The sequence below is a fragment of the Streptomyces sp. NPDC008238 genome, from assembly GCF_042956445.1.
Lineage (GTDB): Bacteria > Actinomycetota > Actinomycetes > Streptomycetales > Streptomycetaceae > Actinacidiphila.
Window position 1 is genome coordinate 12,549 of record NZ_JBIBGK010000024.1, and the last position, 21,146, is coordinate 33,694.

At 74.5% G+C, this 21,146-nt stretch carries 20 protein-coding genes and 1 pseudogene; 10 read left to right on the top strand and 11 right to left on the bottom strand.

Annotated features, from left to right (window positions below; genetic code table 11):
- The first annotated feature begins 9 nt into the window (after nt 1-9).
- Both ACFZAU_RS32865 and ACFZAU_RS32870 read left to right on the top strand, forming a co-directional pair.
- Nucleotides 10-933: an ADP-ribosylglycohydrolase family protein gene (locus tag ACFZAU_RS32865; RefSeq protein ID WP_500555206.1), complete on the top strand. Its 924-nt coding sequence runs from the start codon at nt 10-12 to the stop codon at nt 931-933.
- 104 nt (nt 934-1,037) lie between these two features.
- Nucleotides 1,038-2,327, top strand: coding sequence for a glucarate dehydratase family protein (locus ACFZAU_RS32870; protein WP_500555207.1), 1,290 nt, complete (start codon nt 1,038-1,040; stop codon nt 2,325-2,327).
- 27 nt (nt 2,328-2,354) lie between these two features.
- Here the strand turns inward: ACFZAU_RS32870 and ACFZAU_RS32875 are convergent, their stop codons facing one another.
- The 3 genes from ACFZAU_RS32875 to ACFZAU_RS32885 all read right to left on the bottom strand — a co-directional run bounded on the left by ACFZAU_RS32875 (nt 2,355) and on the right by ACFZAU_RS32885 (nt 5,345).
- A complete protein-coding gene (locus tag ACFZAU_RS32875) occupies nt 2,355-3,275 on the bottom strand; it encodes an MBL fold metallo-hydrolase (RefSeq protein WP_499603690.1) in 921 nt (306 codons plus the stop codon).
- A gap of 91 nt (nt 3,276-3,366) precedes the next feature.
- Complete coding sequence (locus ACFZAU_RS32880) at nt 3,367-4,770, bottom strand: GntP family permease (protein WP_500555208.1); 1,404 nt, start codon at nt 4,768-4,770, stop codon at nt 3,367-3,369.
- A gap of 53 nt (nt 4,771-4,823) precedes the next feature.
- The gene (locus ACFZAU_RS32885) at nt 4,824-5,345 is read right to left on the bottom strand and encodes a gluconokinase (RefSeq protein WP_500555209.1); all 522 of its coding nucleotides are present in this window, start codon (nt 5,343-5,345) and stop codon (nt 4,824-4,826) included.
- Nucleotides 5,346-5,458: 113 nt separating this feature from the next.
- Between ACFZAU_RS32885 and ACFZAU_RS32890 the strand changes: the two genes are divergently transcribed.
- Nucleotides 5,459-6,178 (top strand): FadR/GntR family transcriptional regulator, encoded by a 720-nt coding sequence (locus ACFZAU_RS32890; protein ID WP_499603685.1) that lies wholly within the window; start codon nt 5,459-5,461, stop codon nt 6,176-6,178.
- A 41-nt stretch (nt 6,179-6,219) separates the two neighbouring features.
- On the opposite strand, the gene ACFZAU_RS32895 is transcribed toward ACFZAU_RS32890, so the two are convergent.
- On the bottom strand, nt 6,220-6,756 hold the full coding sequence (locus ACFZAU_RS32895) for an AAA family ATPase (RefSeq protein WP_500555210.1): 537 nt from the start codon (nt 6,754-6,756) through the stop codon (nt 6,220-6,222).
- 155 nt (nt 6,757-6,911) lie between these two features.
- On the opposite strand from ACFZAU_RS32895, the gene ACFZAU_RS32900 reads away from it, so the two are divergent.
- A complete protein-coding gene (locus tag ACFZAU_RS32900) occupies nt 6,912-7,919 on the top strand; it encodes a hypothetical protein (protein ID WP_500555211.1) in 1,008 nt (335 codons plus the stop codon).
- Here ACFZAU_RS32900 and ACFZAU_RS32905 read toward each other — a convergent pair.
- The 3 genes from ACFZAU_RS32905 to ACFZAU_RS32915 all read right to left on the bottom strand — a co-directional run bounded on the left by ACFZAU_RS32905 (nt 7,862) and on the right by ACFZAU_RS32915 (nt 9,135).
- On the bottom strand, nt 7,862-8,320 hold the full coding sequence (locus ACFZAU_RS32905; RefSeq protein ID WP_499603679.1) for a MarR family winged helix-turn-helix transcriptional regulator: 459 nt from the start codon (nt 8,318-8,320) through the stop codon (nt 7,862-7,864). The genes ACFZAU_RS32900 and ACFZAU_RS32905 overlap by 58 nt on opposite strands.
- Nucleotides 8,321-8,395: 75 nt before the next feature.
- Nucleotides 8,396-8,731 carry a DUF202 domain-containing protein gene (locus tag ACFZAU_RS32910; protein ID WP_500555212.1) on the bottom strand — a complete coding sequence of 112 codons (336 nt, stop codon included), beginning with the start codon at nt 8,729-8,731 and terminating at the stop codon, nt 8,396-8,398.
- Nucleotides 8,731-9,135, bottom strand: a complete 405-nt coding sequence (locus ACFZAU_RS32915) for a YidH family protein (RefSeq protein ID WP_500465560.1) — start codon at nt 9,133-9,135, stop codon at nt 8,731-8,733. The genes ACFZAU_RS32910 and ACFZAU_RS32915 overlap by 1 nt, the downstream gene beginning before the upstream one ends.
- A 114-nt stretch (nt 9,136-9,249) precedes the next feature.
- Here ACFZAU_RS32915 and ACFZAU_RS32920 point away from each other — a divergent pair, with 114 nt between their 5' ends.
- Entirely contained in the window at nt 9,250-9,825 is a 576-nt protein-coding gene (locus ACFZAU_RS32920) for a TetR/AcrR family transcriptional regulator (protein ID WP_500555213.1), read from the top strand.
- Nucleotides 9,826-9,996: 171 nt separating this feature from the next.
- Nucleotides 9,997-10,581: pseudogene (locus ACFZAU_RS32925) on the top strand (DUF817 family protein); the annotation flags it as partial.
- A gap of 52 nt (nt 10,582-10,633) precedes the next feature.
- On the opposite strand, the gene ACFZAU_RS32930 reads toward ACFZAU_RS32925, so the two are convergent.
- Nucleotides 10,634-11,170, bottom strand: coding sequence for an NUDIX hydrolase (locus tag ACFZAU_RS32930; RefSeq protein WP_500555214.1), 537 nt, complete (start codon nt 11,168-11,170; stop codon nt 10,634-10,636).
- A gap of 123 nt (nt 11,171-11,293) precedes the next feature.
- Between ACFZAU_RS32930 and ACFZAU_RS32935 the strand changes: the two genes are divergently transcribed.
- The 4 genes from ACFZAU_RS32935 (at nt 11,294) to ACFZAU_RS32950 (ending at nt 17,034) form a co-directional block, all read left to right on the top strand.
- Complete coding sequence (locus ACFZAU_RS32935) at nt 11,294-12,670, top strand: cytochrome P450 (RefSeq protein WP_500555215.1); 1,377 nt, start codon at nt 11,294-11,296, stop codon at nt 12,668-12,670.
- A gap of 198 nt (nt 12,671-12,868) precedes the next feature.
- The gene (locus ACFZAU_RS32940) at nt 12,869-14,230 is read left to right on the top strand and encodes an NAD(P)/FAD-dependent oxidoreductase (RefSeq protein ID WP_500555216.1); all 1,362 of its coding nucleotides are present in this window, start codon (nt 12,869-12,871) and stop codon (nt 14,228-14,230) included.
- A gap of 63 nt (nt 14,231-14,293) precedes the next feature.
- Nucleotides 14,294-16,069: an acyclic terpene utilization AtuA family protein gene (locus tag ACFZAU_RS32945; RefSeq protein WP_500555217.1), complete on the top strand. Its 1,776-nt coding sequence runs from the start codon at nt 14,294-14,296 to the stop codon at nt 16,067-16,069.
- Nucleotides 16,066-17,034 carry a pirin family protein gene (locus tag ACFZAU_RS32950; RefSeq protein WP_500555218.1) on the top strand — a complete coding sequence of 323 codons (969 nt, stop codon included), beginning with the start codon at nt 16,066-16,068 and terminating at the stop codon, nt 17,032-17,034. Before ACFZAU_RS32945 ends, ACFZAU_RS32950 begins: the two co-directional genes overlap by 4 nt.
- 84 nt (nt 17,035-17,118) lie before the next feature.
- On the opposite strand, the gene ACFZAU_RS32955 is transcribed toward ACFZAU_RS32950, so the two are convergent.
- The 3 genes from ACFZAU_RS32955 to ACFZAU_RS32965 form a co-directional block, all read right to left on the bottom strand.
- Complete coding sequence (locus tag ACFZAU_RS32955; RefSeq protein ID WP_500555219.1) at nt 17,119-17,889, bottom strand: GNAT family N-acetyltransferase; 771 nt, start codon at nt 17,887-17,889, stop codon at nt 17,119-17,121.
- Between the two features lie 289 nt (nt 17,890-18,178).
- Nucleotides 18,179-19,657, bottom strand: a complete 1,479-nt coding sequence (locus ACFZAU_RS32960; protein WP_500555220.1) for a pyridoxal phosphate-dependent decarboxylase family protein — start codon at nt 19,655-19,657, stop codon at nt 18,179-18,181.
- Nucleotides 19,647-21,065, bottom strand: coding sequence for an MFS transporter (locus ACFZAU_RS32965; protein ID WP_500555221.1), 1,419 nt, complete (start codon nt 21,063-21,065; stop codon nt 19,647-19,649). The genes ACFZAU_RS32960 and ACFZAU_RS32965 overlap by 11 nt, the downstream gene beginning before the upstream one ends.
- Nucleotides 21,066-21,146 lie beyond the last annotated feature (81 nt).

The following is a 21,146-nucleotide window of genomic DNA, read 5'->3' on the forward strand; positions in this document are numbered from 1 at the left end:
GCGAGACTGATGACCATGATCCCGCCCGCCGCGCTCGACTCGCTGTACGGACTGGCCCACGGCGACGCGTTCGGCGACCGCTGGTTCTTCACCTCGCGGGAGGAGCGGGAGGGCGGCATGGCGCACCGGATCGCCCCCGAGGACGTTCCCTGGTACTGGACCGACGACACCGCCCAGGCCCTGGTGCTCTTCGGGCACCTGGCGGGGAACGGCGGATCCGTCGGGCAGGACTCCCTGGCGGCCGGCCTCGCCGGTGCCTACGCCGCCGATCCCCACCGCAAGTACGGGCCCTCCATGCACGACGTCCTGCGCCGCATCGGCGCCGGCGAACGCTGGGCGGACGTCGTCGGCGAGCAGTTCGGCGGGCAGGGCTCGTACGGCAACGGCGCCGCGATGCGGGTGGCACCGCTGGGCGCGTGGCTCGCCGCCGACCTGGAGGGCGTGGCCGGGGCCGCCGCGGCGCAGGCCGCCGTCTCCCACCACCACCCCGAGGCCGCCGTCGGCGCCGTCGCCGTGGCGCTCGCCGCCGCCTTCGCCGCGCGCAGCCGGGGCGGACCGGCGCCGCGGGACCTGCTCGCGCGGGTGGCCGACCGGCTGCCCGACAGCGAGGTGCGCTCCGGGCTGCGCATCGCGAGCCGTTTCCCGGAGGCCACGTCGGTCCGGCACGCGGCCGAGGTCCTGGGCTCCGGCTACGGGGTCTCCGCGCAGGACACCGTCCCCTTCGCGCTGTGGTGCGCCGCGCGGCACCCGGACGACCTGGAGGGCGGTCTGTGGGACACCGTCGCCGGGCTCGGGGACATGGACACCACCTGTGCGATCGCCGGCGGGGTCATCGCCGCCCGCACCGGGGTCGGCGAGCTGCCCTCCGCCTGGAGGGCGGCCCTGGAGCCGTTGCCGGACTGGGTCCCGGCGCCGTCCGGCGAACCGGTGTAGCGCCGCCGACCTGCGCGTTCTTGACGGGCATCCGGACGCCACCTAGGGTCGCGTTCTGGTGGACGCACAGGATTCACATATATGAACGCGAGGGGTGGCGTGCCGTGGCACAGCAGAGGGATCTGACGATCACCGGGGTGAGCCTCACCCCCGTCCTCATCTCCGACCCGCCGCTGCTCAACACCCAGGGCGTGCACCAGCCCTACACCCCGCGCCTGATCGTCGAGGTGACCACCGCGGGCGGGGTGAGCGGCGTCGGGGAGACCTACGGCGACACCCGCTACCTGGAACTCGCCCGGCCGCTGGCGGAGGCCCTGCCGGGCTGCCGCGTGGACGACCTGAACAACCTTCCGGTCCTCGCGGCGCTGGTGTGCGCGCCCCCCGAGGAGACCACCGACGCGGTGGACGCCGGCGGCCTGCGCGGCGTCCAGACCGCCGACAAACTGCTGCTCTCCGTGGTCTCGGCCTTCGAGGTGGCCTGCCTGGACGCCCTCGGCAAGGCGCTCGGGCTGCCCGTGCACGCCCTGCTCGGCGGGAAGGTCCGCGACACCGTCGACTACAGCGCCTACCTGTTCTACCGCTGGGCCGAACACCCCGGCGGCCACGGGGAGAAGGACGACTGGGACGCCGCGCTGGACCCCGCCGGGGTGGTCGCGCAGGCCCGCAGGCTGGTGCGCGAGCACGGCTTCACCTCGTTCAAGCTCAAGGGCGGGGTGTTCGCGCCCGAGCAGGAGATCGCCGCCGTACGGGCCCTCGAGCAGGCCTTCCCCGAGCAGGCGCTGCGCCTGGACCCCAACGGCGCCTGGTCCGTGGAGACCTCGCTGCACGTGGCGCGGGAGCTCGGCGACGTCCTGGAGTACCTGGAGGACCCGGCCACCGGCACCGCCCTGATGGCCGAGGTGTCCGCGGGCACCGACGTGCCGCTCGCCACCAACATGTGCGTGACGACCTTCCCCGAGATCGCCGAGGCCTTCGCCAAGGACGCGGTCCAGATCGTGCTCTCCGACCACCACTACTGGGGCGGGCTGCGCAACACCCGTGAACTGGCCGCGATCTGCCGCACCTTCGGGGTCGGCCTGTCGATGCACTCCAACACCCACCTGGGCATCAGCCTGGCCGCCATGACCCACGTCGCCGCCACCGTGCCGGACCTCCACCACGCCTGCGACTCGCACTACCCCTGGCAGACCGAGGACGTCATCACCCGCCGGCACGAGTTCCGCGGCGGCCGGCTGCCCGTCTCCGACGCCCCCGGGCTGGGGGTCGAACTGGACCGGACGGCCCTGGCCGCGCTGCACCGCCGCTGGCTGGAGGACGACGGTACCTTCCACGTGCGCGACGACGCCGCCGCCATGCGCAAGGCCGAGCCCGGCTGGGCCGCCCGCCGCTGGTGACCCGGCGACGGGCGGCCCGCACGGCCCTCAGGCCAGGCACTCCGGGATCCGGCCGCCGTTCAGCACGGCCATGTCGGTGATCACCGGCGGCAGGTCCAGCGGCGAGCCGAGCGGCAGGCCGTCCAGCTCCGCGTAGGCGCGGTGCAGGTTGGCGACCAGCCGCTCCGGCTCGCGCAGCGTCGCGAACCCGCCGAGGTCGGCCGCCCGCGCCACCTCCATCGGCGTCCGCCCCGCCTTGTGGCCCTCGGCCGCAAGCTCGGCCACGAAGCGCAGGTAGCCCTCGACGGTCGCGTACACCGAGGGGTCGCAGATGCCGCCGTGGCCGGGCACGACGACCTCGGCGTCGAGCGAGCGCAGCACCTCCAGGGCGCGCAGCGAACCCTCGAGGGAGCCCATGGGGACGAACGGCGCGCCGCCGTTGAAGACCAGGTCGCCGGTGAAGACGACCTTGCGCCCCGGGAGCCAGACGATCGTGTCGCCGAGGGTGTGCGCCACGCCGGGGTGCAGCAGCTGCACCTCCTCCTCGCCGACGTGGAGGGTGAGGCGGTCCTCGTAGGTGACCGTCGCCGGGACCACCGGCACCTCGCCGTACTCCACGTCCGGCCAGATCGCGTGCAGTTGGTGCCCGGCCGCGATCTGCTCGGTGACGCACGCCGAGTGGCCGACGATGCGGGCGCCCTCCGCGAAGACGCTGTTGCCGTAGGTGTGGTCACCGTGGTGGTGGGTGTTGACCACGTGCGCGGGCATCGGCGCGCCGGAGGCGAGGAGGGCGTCGCGCAGCATCAGGGCGCGGCGTTCGGTGGCGGCGGTGTCGATCAGCAGCGTCGTGGCCCCGTCGGTCACCCAGCCCGCGTTGTTGAGGCACCACCCCCCGTCCGGCTGGACGTAGGCGTGGACCCCGGGGGCGATCTCCTCGGTGAACGGATGGTCGGTGTGCAGCTGTGACATTTTGACGCCTTTCCCTGGTCAGACGCATGGAACGTATCAGGGCAGGGCGTACGGGCGACGACGTGGAGGCGTCGCCCCGCCGCCGTGACGCCTACAGGACGAGCGAGAGCAGCAGCACGAAGACGATCCCCACGACGGAGATCACGGTCTCCATGGCGGACCAGGACTTGAGGGTCTGCGGGACGTCCATCCCGAAGTACTCCTTCACCAGCCAGAAGCCCGCGTCGTTGACGTGCGAGAAGAACAGCGAGCCCGCGCCGACGGCGAGCACCAGCAGCGCGGCGTGCGTCCCGGTCATCCCCTCGGCCAGCGGCGCGACCAGACCGGCGGCGGAGATGGTGGCCACGGTGGCGGAGCCGGTGGCGACCCGGATCAGGACGGCGATCAGCCAGGCCAGCAGCAGCGGCGAGATGTTCCAGCCGTCCGACCAGCCGAGGATCATGTCGCCGATGCCCGCGTCGATGAGGGTCTGCTTGAAACCGCCGCCGGCGCCGACGATCAGCAGGATGCCCGCGATCGGGCCGAGCGACCTCTCTACCGTCGTGGAGATCCGCTCCTTGGTGAAGCCGGCCGCCCCGCCCAGGGTGAACATGCCCAGGACGACAGCCGACAGCAGGGCGATCAGCGGTGAGCCGATGACGTCGAAGACCCGGAAGACCAGGCTGTCCTGGTCGTCCACGAGGACGTCCACCAGCGCCTTGCCGAGCATCAGCACCACCGGCAGCAGCATCGTGGCCACGGTGGGGGCGAAGCCGGGGCGCTGGTCCAGGTCGTCCGAGGCCCGGGTGGGCGTGAGGTGCTCGGGCGGGGTGACCTTCACCCAGCGGTCGGCGACCCGCCCGAAGAGCGGGCCGGCTATGGCGACGGTGGGCAGCGCGACGAGCACGCCGAGCGCGAGGGTGGTGCCGAGGTCGGCGTGGATGGATTCGATCGCGGCGAGCGGGCCCGGGTGCGGCGGCACCAGGCCGTGCATCACCGACAGGCCGGCCAGCGCCGGGACGCCGATCCGGATCAGGGAGTGGTTGCCGCGCCGGGCCACCAGCAGGACGACGGGGATCAGCAGCACGATGCCGACCTCGAAGAAGAGCGGCAGCCCGATCAGGCCCGCGATCAGCGCCATCGCCCAGGGCAGCCGCCGTTCGCCCGTCCTGGCCAGGACGGTGTCGACGATCTGGTCGGCGCCGCCGGAGTCGGCGAGCAGCTTGCCGAGGATCGCGCCGAGCGCGATGAGCACGCCCACACCCGCGACGGTCGAGCCGAGGCCGGTGGTGAAGCTGGCGATGGTCTTGGCGAGGGGGGCGCCCGCGACGGCACCGAGGACTCCGGTGCCGATGGTGAGGGCGAGGAAGGCGTGCATCTTCCAGCGGGTGATCAGCAGGACGATCACCGCGATGCCGGCGAGCGCGGCGACGGCCAGGCGGGTGTCGCCCGCGCTGGTGATCGGCTCCGTCGCCGCGGGGGCCGCGGCCAGCAACTCGGCGCTGAGTGCAGACACGTTTCTACTCCGTGGGGGGAGGGGGTGGGGGACGGTGGCGGGGGAGGACGGGCTCAGTGGGGGAGCACGGCCAGGGCGCGGTCGGTTATCCGCCGGGGGTCGCCCTCGACGGTGACGACGGCGCCGGCCTCGTCGGGTTCCAGCGGTTCGAGCGCGTCGAACTGGGAGCGCAGCAGGCCCGCGGGCATGAAGTGCTCCATCCGCGCCGCCAGGCGCGCGCCGATCAGCTCCTCGGACCCGTCGAGGTGCAGGAAGAACAGACCGGGGGTGTCCTTGCGGAGCCGGTCGCGGTAGCGGCGCCGCAGCGCCGAGCAGCTGACGACGCCGCCGCGCTCACCGCGCTCGACGATCCACGCCGCGATGGCGTCGAGCCAGGGTGCCCGGTCCTCGTCGTCCAGCGGGTGCCCGGCCGACATCTTGGCGATGTTCGCCGGCGGGTGGAAGTCGTCCGCCTCGGCGTAGGGGACTCCCAGCCGCTCGGCGAGCAGCCCCCCGACGGTGGACTTGCCGGAACCGGACACGCCCATCACCACCACCAGGGGAAGGTGCGGGGCCCGCGGGCCTGCCTCGGTCATCACTGGTACCTCCTCGTCCGCGTGACCGCCCCAGGAAACGCCATAGGTACTACTTATTCAAGGGGCCGACATCAAATCGTCACACGAAGCGTTGGCCGCATAGGCTGTCGCCCATGGACGGGTTCATCGATCGGCAGGCGGAGCACGGCGGTCTGCACGCCCGTGTCCTGGCGGAACTCGGTCCGGCCATCGCCTCGGGCGCGTACCCGCCGGGCACGGTGCTGCGCATCGACGAACTGGAGCAGCGTTACGGCGTCTCCCGCACCGTCGTCCGCGAGGCCGTACGCGTCCTGGAGGCCATGCACCTCGTCGAGTCGCGGCGCCGGGTCGGCGTCACGGTGCGCCGCACCGAGGAGTGGAACGTCTTCGACCCGGCCGTCATCCGCTGGCGCCTGGCCGGGGCGGACCGGCCCCGGCAGCTGCGTTCGCTCACCATGCTCCGCACCGCCGTCGAGCCCGTGGCCGCCGGTCTGGCGGCGACCGCCGCGACCCCGGAGCAGTGCCGCGAACTGACCGTCCTCGCCGCCGAGATGGCCGCGGCGGGGCGGGCCGCCGACCTCGACGAGTACCTGGTGCACGACGTGGCCTTCCACCGGGTGGTGCTCACCGCGTCCGGCAACGAGATGTTCGCCCGGCTCGGCGACGTCGTCGCGGAGGTGCTGACCGGGCGCACCGCGCACCACGTCATGTTCAGCGCCCCCGACCCCGAGGCGGTCACCCTCCACGTGCGCGTCGCCGAGGCGGTCCGCGCCCGCGACGCGGAGGCCGCGGAACGCCTGATGCGCGAGATCTGCGTCGGCGCGCTGCGCGAACTGGACGTCCTGGCCCCCTGACCCGCGAACCGCCGCCCTGCCGCGCCCTTGCCGGGACCGGGTCAGCCGGTGGGTCCGGCGTGGCGGAGGACGGCGTCCACGGTCTCCTGCGGGGTCTGGCGTGAGGTGTCCAGCCACAGGCCGATCCGCGGGGTGCCGGCCCGCAGGGCGCGGTCGAGGTCGGCCGGCGTCCAGGCGCCGTAGGCCCGTTTGGCCCGCCCGGCCTCGCGGGCGGCGATCGCCTCCGGGGAGGGCACGAGCACCACGACGTGCAGTGGCCGGGTGCGCAACAGGGCGATCGTGCGCGGCAGTTCGTCGCCGAGGATGACGTCCTGCAGCACGGGGGTGAACCCGGACGCCGCATAGGCGTCGGCGCTCGCCGCCGCCAGGGAGTGCCGCAGCCGCAGTTGCCGCAGCGCCTCCTCGGTCAGGCCCGCGACGTCCCCCGAACCGTCGCCGGGCAGCGCCTCCGCCCGCCCTCCGACGATCATCCGCCGGAACGAGTCGCCGCGGACGTGCGCCGAGCGGGGCAATCGTTCGGCCAGTGCCTGTGCCACCGTCGACTTCCCCGACGCGGGGATCCCGGTGATCAGGAACATCGCTCGCACCTCACCGCCGTGTGCCCTTTCCCTCACGCCGCCCGGCACCGCGTGGTGCCCAGGGCGACTCTATGTTCGAGACATGTCAAGCGGAACGTTTCCGCGCACCGAAAACCAGGTGACCGGGGCGGAGTCGGGGTGCTGCACTGGGGATCATGACGCCTCCGCCGCCCGCCCCGCCGCCCCAGCCGTACCGCTGGGCGCTGTCGCGTGCCCGCGGCGGGGCGCCGCCGGACCGGCTCGGCACCCTCACCGAGGGCGCCGCACGCCCCCGCCTGTGGTTCCTGCCCGAACTGACCGTGTGCGCGGGGAAGGTGCTCGCCCGCTCCGGCGGCGCCGACCTGTGCTTCGTCGGCCGCTCCCTGGACAGCATGTACGACCTGCTGACCGGCGCCTTCGAGGGCTCCTCCCGGGAAGGGAGCCTGCTGCGCCTGCCGTTGTCGCTGCGCCTGCGCCCGGTACCGCCACCCGCCCACACGGCCCGGCTGCGCGAGCACCTGGCCGCGGCCGGCCTCGCGCCGCACGCCCTGGCCCGCCGCACCCGCCCGGTGGCGCTGGTCGACCTCGTCTCCGGGGGCAGCACCTACGACGCGCTGTTCGCCGCCCTCGCCGACTGGGTGCGCGAGAGCCGTGAGCCGTGGCCGGTGATCCGCCGCAAGCTGCGCTTCGTCGGGGTCACGGCCCGCCGGCGGACGAGCCCGAACACCTGGCGCTGGCAGCAGAACACCGCGGGCGACTGGGCGCGTTCCCTGCCGTCCGGGCACGTCGCCGGGGTGTCGCTGCACCCGGTGGTGTGGTCGTACTTCGGCGACTCGCAGGCGAAACTGCAGCCGTCCTTCCCGCCGCCGCGCTGGTTCGACGCGTACGCCGCGGAGCCCTGGCACGGACCGGACCTCCCCGCGGCGCTCGCCGAGTCGCTGGCCCTGGTCGAGGCGGGTCGCGGACGGGCGGTGCGCGGGGAACTGGTGCGGGTGATCGCGGGGGAGCCCGGTTTCGCGGACCGCGAGGTCCGCGCCCTCGTCGCCCCGCTGCGCGGCCTGGCGCCGACCGGCTCCCGCCCCCGTTCCCGCGCCGGGGGCGGTTCCCGTGCCCGGGCCGGGGCGCGTCAGCGGTCCTTGCCGCGGGCCTCCATGACCGGGCGCAGCCGCTCCAGCAGCGCGTAGAGGGCCGCCTGCTCGCCCTCGTCCAGGGTGTCCAGGGCGCCGTGGGTTGCCTGCATCTCGTCCCGTACGCGACGGATGGTCTCGCGCCCGAGGTCGGTGGCCACGACGTTCTTGACCCGGCGGTCGGTGGCGCTCACCTCGCGGCGGACGAAGCCGTGCGCCTCGAGCCGGTCGACGATGCCGGTGACGTTGGACGCGTCGCACACCAGCCGCTCGGCCAGTCCGCGCATCGGCACCGGGCCGCCCAGCTGGGCGAGCACCTTGGCCTGCATGGAGGTCAGCCCGTGCCGGGCGGCAGCGGCGGCGAAGTCCTGCCACTGGGCGGTGCCGATGGCGGCGAGCAGCTCCAGCAGCTCGATCTTGGTGGGCTGCGCGGTCGTCGCGGCGGTCGGGGCGCTCATGTCTGCGAGTGTACTCAAAAGCTTGAGATGGTAAATGATTAGCTTGAACTCTTCAAGTTCTTGCCGCGTCCTCGCTCAGCGCGGGCCGAGGAACACCAGCAGCGCGCCCGCGACGGCGAGCACCAGGACGCACAGCAGCGCCCAGGACGCAGTCCCGTACGTCATCGCGGCGGGCCGCGCCGGGTTCAGGGCGGCGATCCGCCGCTGGGCGGTGACGGAGAACGCCAGCCATGCCAGCGCGCACAGCGAGAGCCCCAGCAGTCCGGCCGGGGACACCCCGTGCAGCAGCGCCTCGCGCCCGGCCAGCAGCGCCGCCACCGCGAAGGCGAGGGTGGTGCGCCGCCAGGCCAGCCGGGTCCGTTCGGGCTGCAGGCCCGGGTCGCGCGCCGTGTCCCCGCCCGGGGCCGTCATCAGCCCGCCCACCCCAGCACCGCCGTGAGCAGCATCGCCACCGCCACCAGCGCCACCAGCACGGCCAGCAGGGCGGGGAAGCGCGAGACCGGCAGGTCCTCCCCGCGCCGCATCGCCCGCTCGGAGCGCACCCAGTGGTTCACCGCGCGGACCGCGCACATGGCGCCGCCGACCACCAGCACCACCGCGAGCGTCACCCGGACCGGACGGCGCAGGTCCCGCAGGAACTGGTCGACCGCGAACCCGCCGCCGACCAGTGCGAGGGCGGTGCGCAGCCAGGCGAGGAAGGTCCGCTCGTTGGCGAGCGAGAAGCGGTAGTCGGGCGTCGTCCCCTCGGCCCGCACCCGCGCCGGGGCGAACCACAGGGCGACCGCCCCGAACGCGGCCCGCGCATGCTTGATCACGGCCCCCACAGTACCGAGCGCCGTCCGGCCGGGCGCGTCCTGGGCGGGGCCGTGAAGGGACGGTCCGCGGACGGCATAGTGTAACAGTTGATCCAGAAATGGTAGGCTCGCGCCATGGCGCGCACCAGGGAGTTCGACCTCGACCAGGCCCTCGACCGTGCGATGGACCTGTTCTGGCGCCGCGGCTACGCGGCGACGTCCCTCCAGGACCTGCTGACCGAGCTCTCCATCGGCAGCGGCAGCCTCTACGCCGCCTTCGGCTCCAAGGACAAGCTCTACGCCCGCGCCCTGGAGCGCTACTGCTCCCAGTACGCCGGCGGACTCGTGGAACTGCTGGAGAACGCGGACGAGATCCGCCCCGCCGTCCGCACCGCGCTGACGCAGATGGTCGAGGCCGACCTGGAGGACCCGGAACGCGGCTGCCTGCTGGTCAACGCCGCCACCGAGCGCGGGGACGACCCCGGCACCATGGACCGGGTCGCGGTCACCCTCCGCCTGCTGGAGTCCGCCCTCGCGGCGGCACTGGAGAAGGCGCGGGCCCGGGGGGAGCTGTCCGCCGACAAGCAGCCGGTGGAGCTCGCGCGCTTCCTCACCACCTTCGTCCAGGGCCTGCGCGTCGTCGGCCGGGCCCGCCTCGGCCGGGCCTTCGTCGACGACGCCGTCGCCACCGCCCTGCGCTCCCTGGACTGATCGCGCCGCCCGCCCGCCCACGACCGTGGCCGGAACGGGCCGCACGTGGCCGGAACCACGGCGGTGCCCCGCGGTGTCCCCCTCCCCATGGGACCGATCGTCACCGGCATCCGCAGGCTCGTGCTCTTCGGCTGGACGGAGGCGCGCTGCTGCGCCTTCGCCGTCGCGCTGATGGCGGGCGTGGCCGGCTCGCGGCTGCTGCCCCCGCTCCCCGTCGCCCGCTACGACCTGCTGCTCTGCTACGGGGTCGCGCTCAGCGCGCTGTTCTGGGTTTGCGGCTGGGAACGCGGACGTGACGTCGCCGTCATCGCGGTCTGCCACGCCGTCGGGCTGCTCTTCGAACTCGTCAAGGTGCACCTGGGGTCCTGGAGCTACCCCGAACCCGCGCTCACCAAGTTCGGCGGCGTCCCGCTCTACGGGGGCTTCCTCTACGCCGCCGTCGGCAGCTACGTGTGCGCCGCCTGGCGGCTGTTCGAGCTGGGCCTGACCGGCTACCGCCGCCGCGCCATGACGATCCTGGCCGCGGCGGTGTACCTCAACTTCTTCACCCACCACTGGCTGCCCGACGCGCGGTGGCTGCTGGCCGTCCTGCTGCTGTGGGCCACCGCCGGCACCTGGGTGCACTTCACCGTCGACGGGGCGCGCCTGCGGATGCCGCTCGCGCTCTCCTTCGTCCTCATCGGCTTCTTCCTCTGGGTCGCGGAGAACGCCGCCACCTACGTGGGCGCCTGGCGCTACCCCGACCAGGAGCACGGCTGGGTGCCGGTCTCCCTCGCCAAGTTCGGCGCCTGGGCGCTGCTGATCAGCGTCACCTTCGTCGTCGCCAGTCGCGCAGCCGCTCCCAGGCCTCCAGGCCGTCGGGCACCCATTCCCGCTCCGGCAGGAGGCGTTCCAGTTCCTCCTCCGTCACGAAGTCGTGCCAGGCGACCTCCTCGACCTGAGGCGCGACCGGCAGATCGCAGCGCACCTCGTACACCCGGGACCACCAGGTGTGACCCGCCGCCGCCCCCTCCCCCTCGTACAGGAAGCTGAACAGCGGCGTCGGACGCGGCAGACCGCAGACCCCGAGCTCCTCCTCCGCCTCGCGCAGCGCCGCGTCGTCGTACGCCTCGCCCGCACCCACCACACCGCCGACGAACATGTCGTTGAGCGAGGGGAACACCAGCTTCTGCGCGGTGCGGCGGTGCACGAACACGCGCCCCTCGCCGTCCCTGGCCAGGATGAAGACGCAGCGGTGCCGCAGGCCGCGCGCGGTGGCCTCGCCGCGCGTCGCGCGACCGACCACCCGGTCCTTCTCGTCCACGATGTCCAGCAGTTCGTCCGCCGAGCGCGGCGCGTCCTCCATGGTGCCTCCCGTCCGTCCCGGGCCCGTGGTGCCCCTGGCGCCCCATGATCGGTCCCGGGGCGGGTTCGGGCCAAACTCCCGGCCCGGACCCCGTCGCCGCCGCACCGGGCGCACAATCGCACCATGACGACCGCCCACACGAAGGCGCCGGGCCCTGCGGGGGTGCCGCTCCTCGGGTCCCTGCTCGACCTGCTGCGCGACCCCCTCGGCACCTACGAGCGCGCGCGGAGCGACCACGGCGACCTCGTCCGCCTCACCGCGGGCCCACCGGGACTCCGCGCCGAGGTGTACGCGGTGTTCTCACCCGAGGGCGCCCAGCAGGTGCTGGCCACCGACTCGGCCGGCTTCCGCAAGGACAACGCGTTCTACGAGGAGGTCCGGCAGTCGCTCGGCAACGGGCTCCTCACCAGCCAGGACGCCGACTACCAGCGGCAGCGCAGGCTCCTGCAGCCGCTGTTCACCCCGCGGCGCGTCGACGGCTACGCGACCGCCGTCACCGCCGAGGCGACCGCCCTCGCCGGCACCTGGCACACCGCGCCCGGCGGCACCGTCGACGTCCTGGACGACATGCACGGCCTGACCCTCCGCACGATCGCCCGCGTGCTGTTCGGCGGCGCGGTCGAGCCGGCCGTCGACGCCGTCCGCCGCCGCATGCCGGTGGTCGACGACCACATCCGGCGGCGCGGCTTCGCCCCGGTGCGCACCCCCCGCCACTGGCCGACCCCGCGCAACCGGAGGGCGGCCGCCGCCACCGCGGAGCTGTACGCGGTCTGCGAGGACATCATCGAGCGCCGCCGCGCGGAGGGCGGCGACGGCCAGGACCTGCTCTCCCTGCTCGCCTCCGCCCGGGACGAGGACGGCCGCCCCCTCGACCCCGCCGAGATCCGCGACCAGGTGCTGATCTTCCTGCTCGCCGGGCACGAGACGACCGCCACCTCGCTCGCCTTCGCCCTCCACCTGCTCGCCCGCCACCCCGAGGCGCAGGCCCGGGCCGCGGACGAGATCGACCGGGTGCTCGGCGACCGCGTGCCCGGCGCCGCGGACCTCGACGCCCTGCCCTGGCTCACGGCGGTCATCAAGGAGGCCATGCGCCTCTACCCGGCCGCGCCCGTCATCGGACGGCGCGCGGTCGACGCCACCCTCGTCGCGGGCCACCCCGTCCCGGCCGGCGCGGACGTCATCGTCGTCCCCTGGGTGATCCACCGCCACCCCGGCCACTGGACGGAGCCCGACCGCTTCGACCCCGGCCGCTTCTCCCCGGAGGCGGAGGCCGCCCGCCACCGCTACGCCTGGCTCCCCTTCGGCGGCGGCCCCCGCGCGTGCATCGGCAGGCACCTGTCCGTGCTGGAGTCGGTGCTCGCCCTCGCCGTGCTGCTGCGCGGCCACGAACTGACGGCCGTCGACCAGGACGTACCGCTCGGCGCCGGCATCACCCTCCAGGCCCGCGGACCCGCCCGCTGCCGCGTCACGCCCCGGGCGGCGGCGCGGCCGGCGGACTGACCCGCGTCCGGTTCCCCCGGCCCGGTCCCGCCGAACCCTTCATCCGGGCACGCCGGGGCCGGTAGCGTGCCGCTCCGGGACGGGCCGCCGCCGCTCCGTTCGCGCCGCGACGAGGCGTGTGCGAGCGTGGCCGGAGGCGTATCCGCACACGCCGCGGGTAGGGAATCGGGCCCCGAACGGTCCTACGGGAGGCGAGTGATGAAGCGACCCAGGATCCTGGTCGTCGGCGGCGGCTTCGCGGGCATGGAGTGCGTGCACCGGCTGGAGCGGCGGCTGACCCAGGACGAGGCCGAGATCACCCTGGTCACGCCATGGAGCCACCAGCTCTACCTGCCCCTGCTCCCCCATGTCGCCGCCGGCGTGCTCACCCCGCAGGCGGTGGCCGTCCCGCTGCGCCGCATGGTGCACCGCAGCGAGGTCATACCCGGGCGGGCGATCGGGGTCGACCCGGCCGCGAAGGCCGTCGTCATCAAGAAGATCACCGACGAGGAGCTCGTCAGGGAGTACGACTACCTCGTGCTGGCCCCCGGCAGCGTGACCCGCACCTTCGACATCCCCGGCCTGACCGAGTACGGCCGCGGCATGAAGACCCTGGCCGAAGCGGCCTACATCCGCGACCACGTCATCGCACAGCTGGACCTGGCGTCCGCAACGACGGACCAGGCCGAGCGGGAGTCGCGGCTGCAGTTCGTCGTCGTCGGCGGCGGCTACGCCGGCACCGAGACGGCCGCCGTCCTGCAGCGGCTGACCACGGCGGCGGTCAAGCGCTACCCGCGCCTCGACCCGGCCCTCATCAAGTGGCACCTGATCGACATCGCGCCCCGCCTGATGCCCGAACTCGGCGAGAAGCTCGGGCTGAAGGCGATGCAGATCGTCAGCGAGCGCGGGGTGGAGGTCTCGCTCGGCGTGTCCGTCGCCGAGGTCACCCCCGACACCGTGACCTTCACCGACGGGCGCAAGCTGCCCTGCCGCACCCTCATCTGGACGGCCGGCGTCGTCTCCAGCCCCCTGGTGACCACCCTCGGCACCGAGACCGTCAAGGGCCGGCTCGTCACCGACCCCGAGATGTGCATACCCGGCGCCGACGGGGTCTTCGCCCTCGGCGACTCGGCCGCCGTCCCCGACCTCGACGTGGGTGGCGGCGCGGTCTGCCCGCCCACCGCCCAGCACGCCATGCGGCAGGGCAAGGCCGTCGCCGAGAACGTGGTCGCGGCGCTGCGCGGCCGCCCCCTCCGGCCGTACCGGCACCGGGACCTCGGCCTGGTGGTGGACCTCGGCGGGGTCGAGGCGGTCTCCAAGCCCCTCGGCATCCCGCTCAGCGGCCTCCCCGCCCAGGTCGTCGCCCGCGGCTACCACCTCGGCGCGCTGCGCACCTTCCCCGCCCGCTTCCGCGCCGCCGCGGGCTGGTTCCTCAACGCCGTCGCCGGGGACGACTTCGTCCGCACCGGCTTCCAGGCCCGCAGGCCGGCCGCGCTGAAGGACTTCGAGGTCACCGACATCTACCTCTCGCCCGAGGAGATCCGCCGCCACGTCGAGTCGCTGCGCGCGACGGCCGCCTGAGCCCGTACACGAGCACCACCCACCACCCACATCTGAACACCGACACCGCTGACGGCGAGGGACATGACCCAGCGACGTGAGACCCTGCGCATCGCCAACTGCTCCGGCTTCTACGGCGACCGCCTATCGGCCGCCCGTGAGATGGTCGAGGGCGGCCCGATCGACGTACTGACCGGCGACTACCTCGCCGAGCTGACGATGCTGCTGCTCTGGAAGGCCCGGCAGCGCGACCCCGAGGCGGGCTACGCCCTCTCCTTCCTCGCCCAGATGGGCGACGTCCTGGCCACCTGCCTGGGCCGCGGCATCAAGATCGTCGTCAACGCGGGCGGGCTCAACCCCGCCGGGCTGGCCGGCAAGCTCCGCGAACTGGCCGCCCTGGCGGGGCTGAACCCCTCCGTCGCCCACCTGGAGGGCGACGACCTGATCGACCGGCTGCCCGAACTCCAGCGCGCGGGGCACCCGTTCGCCCACCTGGCCACCGGACTCCCGCTCGCCGACGCGGACGTGCGCCCGCTCACCGCCAACGCCTACCTCGGCGCCTGGGGCATCACCGAGGCCCTGCGCGCCGGGGCCGACGTCGTCATCTGCGGCCGCGTCACCGACGCGTCCCTCGTCGTCGGCCCCGCCGCCTGGGCCTTCGACTGGGCCACCGACGACTGGGACCGGCTCGCCGGCGCGGTCACCGCCGGGCACATCATCGAGTGCGGGGCCCAGGCCACCGGCGGCAACTACTCCTTCTTCACCGAGATCGAACGGCCCGTGCGCCCCGGCTTCCCCATCGCCGAACTGCGGCCCGACGGCTCCAGCGTCATCACCAAGCACGAGGGCACCGGCGGAGCGGTCACCGTCGACACCGTCACCGCCCAGCTGCTCTACGAGATCGACCGCCCCGCCTACCTCAACCCCGACGTCGTCACCCGCTTCGACACCGTGACCCTGCAACAGCAGGGCCCCGACCGCGTCCTGGTCTCCGGCGCCCGCGGCGAACCCGCCCCCGACACCCTCAAGGTGTGCCTCAACCACCACGGCGGCTACCGCAACGCGGCCTCCTTCGTGCTCACCGGCCCCGACATCGAGGCCAAGGCCCGGTTCGCCGAGGCGTCCCTGCTCGACGCGACCGGCGGCCCGGCCGGCTTCGCCACGTACGACCTGCGCACCGAGCCCACCGCCTCCGGCGCCCGGCTCACCCTCACCGTCAAGGACCCCGACCAGGACAAGGTCGGCCGCGCCCTGTTCGGCGCCGTCGTCGGCACCGGCCTGTCCACGGCGCCCGGGCTGCACATGGAGCACTTCTCGCCCCGGCCCACCGAGTACGGCGTCCACTGGCCGGCCCTCGTCCCCGCCGCCCTCGTCCACCCCGAGGTGGTGCTGCAGGACGGCACCCGCGTCCCTGTGCCGCGTCCGCCCGCCACCTCGGTACGCGTCCCCGCGCAGCCCCCGGCCCCGCCCGGGCGGCCCGCCGAGGGGCCCACCGTGCGCGCCCCGCTGGGCCTGCTCGTCGGCGCCCGCTCCGGCGACAAGGGCGGCGACGCCAACGTCGGCCTCTGGGCCCGCGACGACGCCGCCTACACCTGGCTGCGCCACTGGCTCGACGTCGAACGGCTGCGCGCCCTGCTGCCGGAGACCGCCAAGCTCCCCGTCAGCCGCTACGAACTGCCCAACCTGCGCGCCCTCAACTTCGTCGTCCACGGCCTGCTCGGCGAGGGCGTCGCCGCCTCCACCCGCCCCGACCCCCAGGCCAAGGGGCTCGGTGAGCACCTGCGCGGCCTGGAGGCCGACATCCCCGCCGCGCTCGTCCCCGGGCAGCGCCGCGAGGACGTGAACGTGACCGCGCCATGAGCAACCTCGACGTCCATCCCGCGCCCGCCACCTGCGGCGGGCGCGAGGACGTGTCCGCGCGGCCCGTCCACGACCTCCTCACCGGACGCCTCGTCCCGCTCGGCGAGAGCACCGCCGTACGCCGCCTGCTTCCGGGCCTCGGCCGCCGCATGGTCGGCGCCTGGTGCTTCGTCGACCACTACGGGCCCGACGACATCGCCGACCAGCCCGGCATGCAGGTGCCCCCGCACCCGCACATCGGGCTGCAGACCGTCAGCTGGCTGCACGAGGGCGAGGTGCTGCACCGCGACACCCTCGGCAGCCTGCGGACCGTCCGCCCGCGGGAACTGGGCCTGATGACCTCCGGCCGGGGCATCGCCCACTCGGAGGAGTCCCCCCGGGAGCACGCCCGGCTCCTGCACGGCGCCCAGTTGTGGGTCGCCCTCCCGGAAGCGGCACGGCACCGCGAGCCCTCCTTCGAGCACCACGCCGACCTGCCGGTGCTGCGGGGCGGGAACGGCCTGACCGCCACCGTCGTCCTGGGCGAACTGGACGGCGCGGCCTCGCCCGGCACCGTGCACACGCCCATCGTCGGCGCCGACCTCGCGCTCGCCGCGGGCACCGACGTGACGCTGCCGCTGCGGCGGGACTTCGAGTACGCGGTGCTGTCGATGTCCGGCCGCGCCGACGTCGACGGCGTCCCCGTCGAGGCCGGTTCCATGCTCTACCTCGGCTGCGGCCGCACCGGACTGCCGCTGCGCGCCGAGTCCGCCGCGGGCCTGATGCTGCTGGGCGGCGAGCCGTTCGAGGAGAAGCTCGTCATGTGGTGGAACTTCGTCGCCCGCAGCGGGGAGGAGATCGCCCGGGCCCGCGAGGAGTGGAACACCGGCAGCGCCTTCGGCACCGTGCACGGCTACGACGGCGCCCGCCTCCTCGCCCCGGAACTCCCCGCGACCCCCCTCAGGCCCCGCGGCCGCGACCGCTGAGCACCGCGCGGCGCGCGCCGCCGACGCCCCTGGTAGGGCTCTGCCGGGGGGCTGGTCAGGGGTGGGGCCGGTGGTTCGCCGTGGTCATGACGCCGGACGGCCCGCGGGCTCGCTCGGCGCCGACGGCCGGGCACCGCGGCAGCGTGACGCCGGGCCCGTCGCCACGTGCCGCACCCACAGCGCCTCGACCTCCCGGCCGTTCTCCAGGGTGTGGGTCGGCGGCCCGTCGGCGGGGACGAAGCCCGCAGCGGCGAGTGCCCGAGCGGACGCGGTGTTCGTCGGCTCGTAGCCGGCGCGTACGGTCCGTAGTCCGAAGTGGGTGTGCGCGAGCAGCAGGGCTGCCCGGAACAGTTCCGCGCCCAGTCCCGTGCCGCGCGCATGGGGGGCCAGCCAGCCGCCGATCTCCTGGAGGACGGGGTTCAGTTGGATGCACCCGGCGTATCTGCCGTCGTCCCGGCGGACACCCACGAGAACCTCTCCTTCTCCTGTGGGCTCGAAGGACTTCGTCAGCATGTTCCGTGTCCACGGGGCCGCACGGAGCGAGGCGGGGTCACCAGGACGCACATTCAGGACGGCTTCTCGGATACGGGCGTCAGCCAGGTGGGCAGTCGCCTCGTGTTCCGCTGAACCGAGCCACTGCTGCGCTTCAGGGTCCGCGGCGGCGGCAAGCACAGCGACGACGTCCAATGCCGTCTCCGGTGTACGGAACGACAAGTGCTCTGTCCCCAGGACGTGCCGACGGTACGCGCACATGCCCGGCAAGGGCGGCAGTGGCGCCGCCGGCCCCCGACGCAGCCGTGACCAGACCATGTCGCCCCCTCGGACGTTCCAAGGCTCCCCAGCCGCGGATGGCATGCGGAGTCTAGACCGCTGATCGGGAAGGCTCCACGGCCGTCGACCGGATGCGGCTGTGGCGCGTGCGGCGTGAACCGTCGTCCGGGTGCTCCTGGCCACGAGGGCCCGAGGTGTGTGGCGGCCGTTCGCCGCCTGGCAGGACCGCCCGGCGCGGCGGACTCCGCGGACGCGCACGCGGTGCGGCCGTCCTGTTCGGGGTCGGGCCTTCCCGGCCAAGGGGTGCCGGAGGCCCGCCGCCCGCGGCAGCCCGGGGTGGCGTCCGGTGCTGCCCGCCGCCCGCCCGCGGCCGTCAGACGCGGAAGACCGAGCCGACGAACTCCGTCAGCAGCCGTTCCTTGAGGGGGACCGGCAGCGCGTCGAGCAGCGCGAGCACCGGGGCCATCCGGCGCGGCAGGGCGGCGCCGCCGCCCATGCCCGCGAAGGCCAGGACGGCCTCGACCTCCTCCGGGCCCAGGGTGTCCGGGTCGAGCCCGGCCGCGAACTGCGCGATCGCCGGGTCCACCGCCACCGGTTCCAGGGCGCGCGCCGCCTTCGACGCCGCGTCCAGGTCGGTGAGGAGGGCGTCCACCAGCCCGGCCGCCGCGGGGGTCAGGGTCAGGTGCAGATTGGGCGGCAGCCCGTCGAAGGACAGCTGCGGCTGCAGGTACCAGCCGCGTTCGCGCATCTCGTCGGCGAGGTGGAGCAGCAGGCTCAGGTCCGGCTCGCCGTCGGCGCCGAGCAGCGTGAACGCGACGAGCCCGGCCTGGGGATCGCCCAGCACCCGCACCCCCTCGACCGCGCGCAGCCCGGGCAGCAGCCGGTCGGCCGCCGCGGCGGTGCGCTCGGCCAGCGCGCGGTAGCCGTCCTCGCCGATGTGCCGCTGCACGGCCCACGCCTGGGCCAGGAGCCCGGCCGACTTGGTGCCCTGCACCGTCGGGTTGACCACGGGGTAGCCCGGCCAGCCCGCGTGCGCGAAGTACTGGTGGCGGCGCAGCTCCGCGTCCCGGTAGAGCACCACGGACGCGCCCTTGTCGGCGTAGCCGTACTTGTGCAGGTCCACCGAGAGCGAGGTCACCCCGGGCACCGACAGGTCGAAGTCCGGTACGTCCCGCCCCGCGCGCCGCAGGTGGGGCAGCAGCCAGCCGCCGATGCACGCGTCGACGTGGCACAGCACGCCCCGGCCGGCCGCCGCGGCGGCGATCTCCGCGACCGGGTCGACCACCCCGTGCGCGTACGAGGGCGCCGAGGCCACCACCAGCGCCGTGCGGTCGGTGATCGCGGCCGCCGTGCCCGCCGCGTCGGCCCGCATGGTCCCGCGGTCCACCGGCACCACCACGGGCTCCAGGCCCAGGTAGGCGGCGGCCTTGTGGAAGGCGGCGTGCGCGGTGGAGGGCAGTACCAGCTGGGGCGCGGTCACCCCGCGCACCGCGCGGGCGTGGTCCCGGGCGGTCTTCACGGCCAGCAGGATGGACTCGGTGCCGCCGCTGGTGAAGGTGCCCTGGGCGCCGGGTGTGCCCAGCAGCGCCACGGCGGCGGCGACCAGGTCGTTCTCCAGCCGTGCGACGCTGGGGAAGACCGTCATGTCGAGCCCGTTGACGGTGGCGAACTCCGCGTACGCGGCGGCGGCCAGCTCGTCCACGCCGGACAGCCCGGAGTCGTAGACGTACGCGAAGGTGCGGCCGCCGCGCGTGGGGGCGTCCTGCGCGCGCAGCCCGGCCAGCCGCGCCAGCACCTCGCCGGCGGGAAGGCCCTGCGGGAGGGCGGGGGAGGGAACGGGCTCACTGGTCATGGTCGTCGTTGTCCTCGGGCCGGTCGGTACGGACGGGGGTCTGCGGGGCGGGACCGGCGGGGTCCTCGCGGTAGCGGTGGAGCAGCCACAGGCTCGCGGCCGCGAGCAGCGCGGGCAGCACGCTCATGCCGGCCGTGATGCCCGCCAGGGCCGAGTCCGGCTGGTCGGCGTGGTGCGAGGCGTCCGAGGAACGGAACCCGCTCACCGCCAGCACCAGCGCGAAGGCCCCGGCGCCCAGCGCGAACGCCAGCGTCTCGGCGGCCGTCCACAGCCCGGTGAAGGTGGCCGCCCGCCGCCGCCCGGTACGGACCGCGTCCGCGGCCAGGGTGTCGGCGAGCATCGTCAGCGGCAGCAACTGCAGCCCCGCGTAGGCGATCCCCACGGCCGCGACCGCCGGGTAGCCGAGGCCCGGCCCGGCGTACGGGGTGAGGGCCAGCAGCGCGGCGGCGGCGACGAAGAGCAGCGAGGCGCACCACTGCGCGTACTTCACGCCACGGGCCCGGGCCAGCCGGTTCCACAGCGGCATCACCAGCACCAGCGGGCCGATCATGCAGACGAACAGCGGGGTGACCGCCCCGGCCGCGCCCAGGGTGTACGTGGCGAAGTACTGGACCCCGGCCAGCATGACGCCCACGGCGAGCGCCTGCAGCGTCCACATCCCCACCAGGAACAGGAACGGCCGGTTCTCCCGGGCCGCCGCCAACTGCGCCCGCAGCGACGCCTCCGACTCGCTGCGGGCGACGGAGGGCGCGTGCCGGGTGAAGTGCCAGGCGCCGAGCATCCCCACCAGCAGCAGCACCGCCACGACCGCGCCCATCAGCCGGTAGCTCGCGGGGGTGTCGCCGTTCTCGTGGGCGACCGCCGGGGCCAGCGCCCCCGACAGCAGGATCGCCACCCCGAGGAACCCCACGCGCCAGCCCAGCACCCGGGCGCGCTCGTCCGGGTCCTGCGTCATCTCGGCCGGCATCGTCACGTACGGCACCTGGAAGACGGCGTAGGCGGTCGCGGCGAGCAGGAAGAACACCGCCACGTAGCACGCGGCCGCCGCCCCGCGCAGCGGCGGCGCCGCGAAGACCAGCGCGAACAGCGGAGGCAGCGTCAGCGCCCCGGCCAGCAGGAACGGCCGTCGTGAACCGCCCTGCAGGCGGCTGCGGTCGGCGGCCGCGCCCACCAAGGGGTTGATCAGCACGTCCCACGCCTTCGGCAGGAAGACGGCCGCGCCCGCCACGGCCGCCGGCACGGCCAGCACATTGGTGAGGTAGTAGAGCAGGATCAGGCCCGGCACCGTGCCGAAGGTGCCGGTGCCCAGCGACCCCAGGCCGTAGCCGATCCGCACCTGCCGGGGCAGCGGCGGGCCGGAGGCGCGGCGGGCGTCCTCGGCGGGTGCGGAGGGCAGCGTCTCGGACATGGCTCCCCTGCGGGTCCGGGCCGTGTCGCGGCGGGCGGGCGGATGCGCGTACGCGACGGCGCGGCGTGCCGTGGCCGGACG